Genomic DNA, 5,022 nt, shown 5'->3' on the forward strand with positions numbered 1-5,022 from the left:
CAAAATCTGCTAATAGACCCCGATAAACAGCAAAGCCCCCTTAAGTAGGGGGCAGTGTAAAATCGTGGTAGCGACGCAGGGACTTGTACCCCGGACTCGGCGGATGTGAGCCGCAGGCGCTGACCAACTGAGCTACGTCGCCAAAAAACCCGGAAAAGATATCATGGGTGGGTCTTAATTGTCAATAATAAATTAACTGTCTTTTGCCTTTTCAAACTTGATCACTTTAACGGTAAAATTTTGTAATTTTTCAGGAAGATCCGAAAATACAACCATGAAAGGAACACTGGCTCCAGGTTTTACATTGACATTTGAGTTATGGTTTCCCGTCTTTACAGCAAGGAGCTTATTAATGTCTGAGATATTTCCCGTTTTGAGCATTTCTTCTGTTATAATATTTCCGCAAAAGGCATTTTTTGTTTTTGCTTCCTTCTTGCCTTTTGTGATCAATGCCCCTCGAATTTCGATATGACTGTAAGCAATATTTGAAGGATTTTCCACTCTTCCTGTAATAACAAACAGGGTGCCGGAAGTTGAATTGGTGACAAATCTTCCATTCACACTTTTTTGATTGGGAACAGGCTTGGCTTCTGATGCTTTCGGAACATCTTTTTTAAAGTATTGTTCAATAAAAGGGATTTGAATGTCAGATATGTAGGGTATTTTATATCCGGTCATGACACTGGCAATATAGGCCCCGATAACCAAAAAAAAGATCAGCAGTATTACGAGAACAGGTGTGCCGACAAGAGGTTTCTTTTTTCTTCTTCTGGATCTTGGTGTCGTGTCCATAATAGGGTCCGGTTTTTCAACGGGTACTTCTTCTTTCTCCTGAATATCTTCTATTTCTATGGTTTTTTCTTCAATAGAATCATCATCCGGTTCGGTTTCCTGTTCCAACACTTCATCATATTCTGAAAAATCCTCTTCCGGTGTGATAAGGGGTGGCTCCTCTTCTTCTAACTTGCTTTCTTCAAGAAAAAGGTCAGCATCCTCTTTGTCAGGTTCTGGTTCTATTTCAAGAGGTATTTCATCTGTTTTTTCACCTGTTTCTTCATATGGGATATCTGAAATTATTTCTTCAGGATTGTCCTCAACATCGAACTCAAGCTCAAATTCATTTTCATCGGCTAATGCATCATCCTTAGGACTTTCCTCGAGAGGCTCAAAATCTGTCTGGAAATCTGTTTCATCATCTATCTCCAAAGATGGCTCACTGTCTTCACTAAGTAAATTAGCGGGTTCATCGTCTTCAATGGTTTCAAATTCAATTTCGTCTAAATCTTCTTCAGAGTCTCCAAATTCAATGCCGTTATCCTCAAATTCCAAATGGCTTTCTTCCAGTTCAAGCTCTTGGGATTCGCCATCTTCATCAATTTCCAATTCACTGTCTTCAAAGGAAAAATCATCATCGACTTCAAGGTCAGTCTCATCCATCTCAAGATCAGAACTTTCGGTTGCAAGATCGGAATCTTCTTCAAAAGAAAAGTCGTTGTCTTCCAATTCAAAGTCAGACGATTCTTCAAGGGTGTCGCCATCATCTATATCGGATTTAAGAGTCAGGCTTTCTTCAGGCTCTTGTTCCGATTCTAAGGGCAATGGATATGCTGTGAAAATATTTTTACAAACACTGCAACGGACTTTTGAGCCGTCTTCTTTGACAAGAGAATCGTCAAGGTTGAAACTAGTTGAACACTTATTACAGGTAATAATCATTGGATTCCCCTTATTCCTATAGTTTTAGGTCGTATATGGCAGGCAGGTTCCTATATTTTTCATTATAGTCCAGTCCAAACCCGACAATAAACCCTTTATCAAGTGAAAAGCATGAATAGTCAACATTAATTTTTACCTCACGTCGCTCATGTTTGTCAATTAAAGTGCAAATTTTAATGGATTTAGGATTTAATAATTGTATAAATTCAATTATTTTTAAGAGTGTATTCCCTGTATCCACGATATCTTCCACAAGCAGAATATCTCTGTTTTCAAGCTCTAAATCCGGCTGCTTGGTGAAAACGATTTGTCCGGATGAGGACGTCCCTTCATAGGAAGAAGCGCCAATAAAATCAATATCATGATCAATGGAAATCTGCCGGGTAAGGTCTGATAAAAAAATAAATGATCCTTTTAATACACCCACTAAAACCAGATCTTTTTTTTTATAATCACTGGAGATCTCCTGCCCGGTTTTTTGAATTTGTTTATTGATTTCATGTTCTGAGATTAAGGGAATGAATTCAGGCATAATATAATTTACGTGTGACCTTTAGGTTATAATCCTGTTTTTTCTAATTGTTGAATAATCTCTTTTTGTTTTGTTGTCAGCGTTTTGGGCATGGTTATATTAATCACAACAAAGAGATCTCCGCAACCATTTCCTTTTATTTGGGGAATTCCGTGTTTGGGTACTCGCATTTTTGCTTTGTGATTTGTTCCGGCAGGAAGCTTAAGATTGATGGCTATTCTGTCCGGTGTTTGTACTTCTATCGTATCCCCGAGCAGTGCCTGGGTGAGCAAAACCTTTTTTGAAAGCAATATGTTATTTCCTTCAATGGTATACCCGTTTGAAGGGATGGGGTTGGATTTTATATAGAGATTGCCGGGAGGGCCTCCATGGGGACTTATTTCACCTTTCCCGGTAAGTCTGATTTTTTTGCCCCGGGTCAGTCCTTTGGGAATTTTTACCTGGATTGCCTTGGCAGTGCCGCCCTGGTTGATGGTAATCGTTTTTTGAGTACCATTGATAATTTCATGGAGGGTTAAAGGGATTTCATATTCAATGTCTTTGCCTTTCATCTGAGGCTGTTGCTGTTGTCCAGAGCCACTGCCCCCCATATTTTGAAAGAAAGGGCTGCCTCCCATGCCGGAACAGCCACCTCGTTGCCTACCTCCTCCAAAGGCCGAAGAAAATCCACCGCCCCGGGAACCGCCAAATCCAAAGCCCTTTAAAATATCACCCAGATCAAAGTTCCTGAAAATATCTTCCTGGGAGAATCGTTGCTGGAAATCGGCTGATCCATAAGTGTCATACTGGTTTCTTTTTTCAGGATCACTTAAAACAGCATATGCTTCACTGATTTTTTTAAATTTATCTTCCAGTGCTTTATCACCTTTTGTTTTGTCAGGATGATATTTCAATGCAAGTTTTCGATAGGCTTTTTTTATCTCAGATGCACCGGCTTTTTTATCAACACCTAATATATTGTAATAATCATCGGCCATGTGTTAATCCTTTTATGATTTTAATTCAATCATTTTAATTATTTATGTTTCTTAATAGTAAGATTATAATTATTCAAGTCAAGCTTTGTTTTTATTTTGAAATGCGCAAATTGCAACCATTAATACAGATATGGCCGCCGGTGTCATCCCGTCAATCCTGGATGCCTGGCCCAATGATTTGGGAAGGATTTGGCACAGCTTTTCCTTCAGTTCGTTTGAAAGACCATGGGCTTTGGAATATTTAAAATTTTGCGGGATGTTTATTTTTTCAAGGTTTTTATATTTTTTTATTTCATTGAGCTGCCGCAGGATATATCCTTCATATTTTATCTGGATTTCAACCTGTTGCTCAGTCCTTTCCAAAACAGGCTTTGGTGGCGGGCAGATTTCTTTTAGGCAGATATAATTAAGTTCAGCTCTTTTTAAGAGCTGCTCAAGTTTCACCCCGTTTGAAATTTGATTTGTGCCGTTGGCCTGTAAAAAATCATTCACCGCCTGGGTGGGTTTTACGATGGTTTTTTTAATGCGCTGGATTTCTTTTTGAGTCTGGGCCTGGATTTCAATGCAGAATTTTAAGGTATCATCATCAACAAGACCCAGGTCATTTCCAATCATGGATAACCTTAAGTCGGCATTGTCCTCTCTGAGTAACAGCCTGTATTCAGCCCTTGAGGTAAACATCCGGTAAGGTTCATTTGTTCCCCTTGTTACAAGATCATCCACCATAACACCCATATACGCCTGGGAGCGATCAAGGATAAAAGGTTTTCTTTTCTGGACAGTACAGGCGGCATTAATGCCTGCCCACAACCCTTGAGCACCGGCTTCTTCATACCCGGAGGTGCCGTTAATCTGTCCGGCAAAAAAAAGGCCTTTTATCTTTTTTGTTTCAAGAGCGGCAGATAATTCCAGAGGATTTACATAATCATATTCAATGGCATAGGCAGGTCTCATGATTTTGGCTGCCTCAAGACCTTGAACAGATCTGACAACCTTATACTGGATTCCCAAAGGCAGACTGTTGCCAAGTCCTGAAGCATAAATTTCCTTTGAGTCAATGCCTTCATATTCAAGGATGACATGGTGACTCTCCCTGCCTGGAAATTTGACGATTTTATCCTCAAAAGAAGGACAATACCTGGCAGATTTTCCCTTGATATGACCGCCATAAAGTGCTGAATGCTTTAGATTCAGTTTGACAATTTCATGGGTTTTTTGATTTGTATTGCCCATAAAGCTTGGCAGCATGGGATTGGTAATATGAGTTGTTGAAAAAGAGAATGGTTTGGGATGGCTTTCTGAATTATGGATCTTGAATTTGGAAAAATCAATGGTATCTGCATGAAGCCGTGGCGGTGTCCCGGTTTTCATTCTTCCGATGTTAAACCCAAGCGTTGCAAGATTTTGTGCAAGGCCGATAGATGCAAATTCTCCGGCCCTGCCGGCTTCAATTTTTGATGCCCCGATGTGAACCAGTCCTTTAAGAAATGTTCCCGTTGCAATGACAATGGTTCTTGTTGAGTATTCAAAACCTGTTTGATCAATAAGACCTGTCACAGTGTTGTTTTCAAGCACGAGTTCCTGGGCCATGGCTTGTTTTAAATCAAGGTTATTTGTTGTTTCAATGACGGCCTTCATATTTTTTGAATACAGGGCTTTATCATTTTGAGTTCTTGTGGAATGAACCGCAGGGCCTTTGCGTGTATTTAATGTCCTGTATTGAATGGCTGAAGAATCTGTTATTTTTGCCATTTGTCCGCCAAGGGCATCAATTTCCTTAACCAGCTGTCCTTTTGC

The 5,022-nt window shown here is 39.8% G+C and carries 4 protein-coding genes and 1 tRNA gene; all 5 read right to left on the minus strand.

Annotation, left to right across the window (positions count from 1 at the left end; translation table 11 throughout):
- Nucleotides 1-65 precede the first annotated feature (65 nt).
- Nucleotides 66-142 (minus strand) — tRNA-Val (locus K8S13_RS18495).
- Between the two features lie 50 nt (nucleotides 143-192).
- Nucleotides 193-1,716, minus strand: a complete 1,524-nt coding sequence (locus K8S13_RS18500) for a zinc-ribbon domain-containing protein (protein ID WP_291464836.1) — start codon at nucleotides 1,714-1,716, stop codon at nucleotides 193-195.
- 16 nt (nucleotides 1,717-1,732) lie between these two features.
- On the minus strand, nucleotides 1,733-2,248 hold the full coding sequence (hpt, locus tag K8S13_RS18505) for a hypoxanthine phosphoribosyltransferase (protein WP_291464838.1): 516 nt from the start codon (nucleotides 2,246-2,248) through the stop codon (nucleotides 1,733-1,735).
- Between the two features lie 26 nt (nucleotides 2,249-2,274).
- On the minus strand, nucleotides 2,275-3,225 hold the full coding sequence (locus K8S13_RS18510; protein WP_291464840.1) for a J domain-containing protein: 951 nt from the start codon (nucleotides 3,223-3,225) through the stop codon (nucleotides 2,275-2,277).
- A gap of 78 nt (nucleotides 3,226-3,303) precedes the next feature.
- Nucleotides 3,304-5,022 (minus strand): tRNA uridine-5-carboxymethylaminomethyl(34) synthesis enzyme MnmG (mnmG, locus tag K8S13_RS18515; RefSeq protein WP_291464841.1); only part of this gene is annotated, 1,719 nt, incomplete at its 5' end.

This window comes from Desulfobacula sp. (assembly GCF_021107415.1).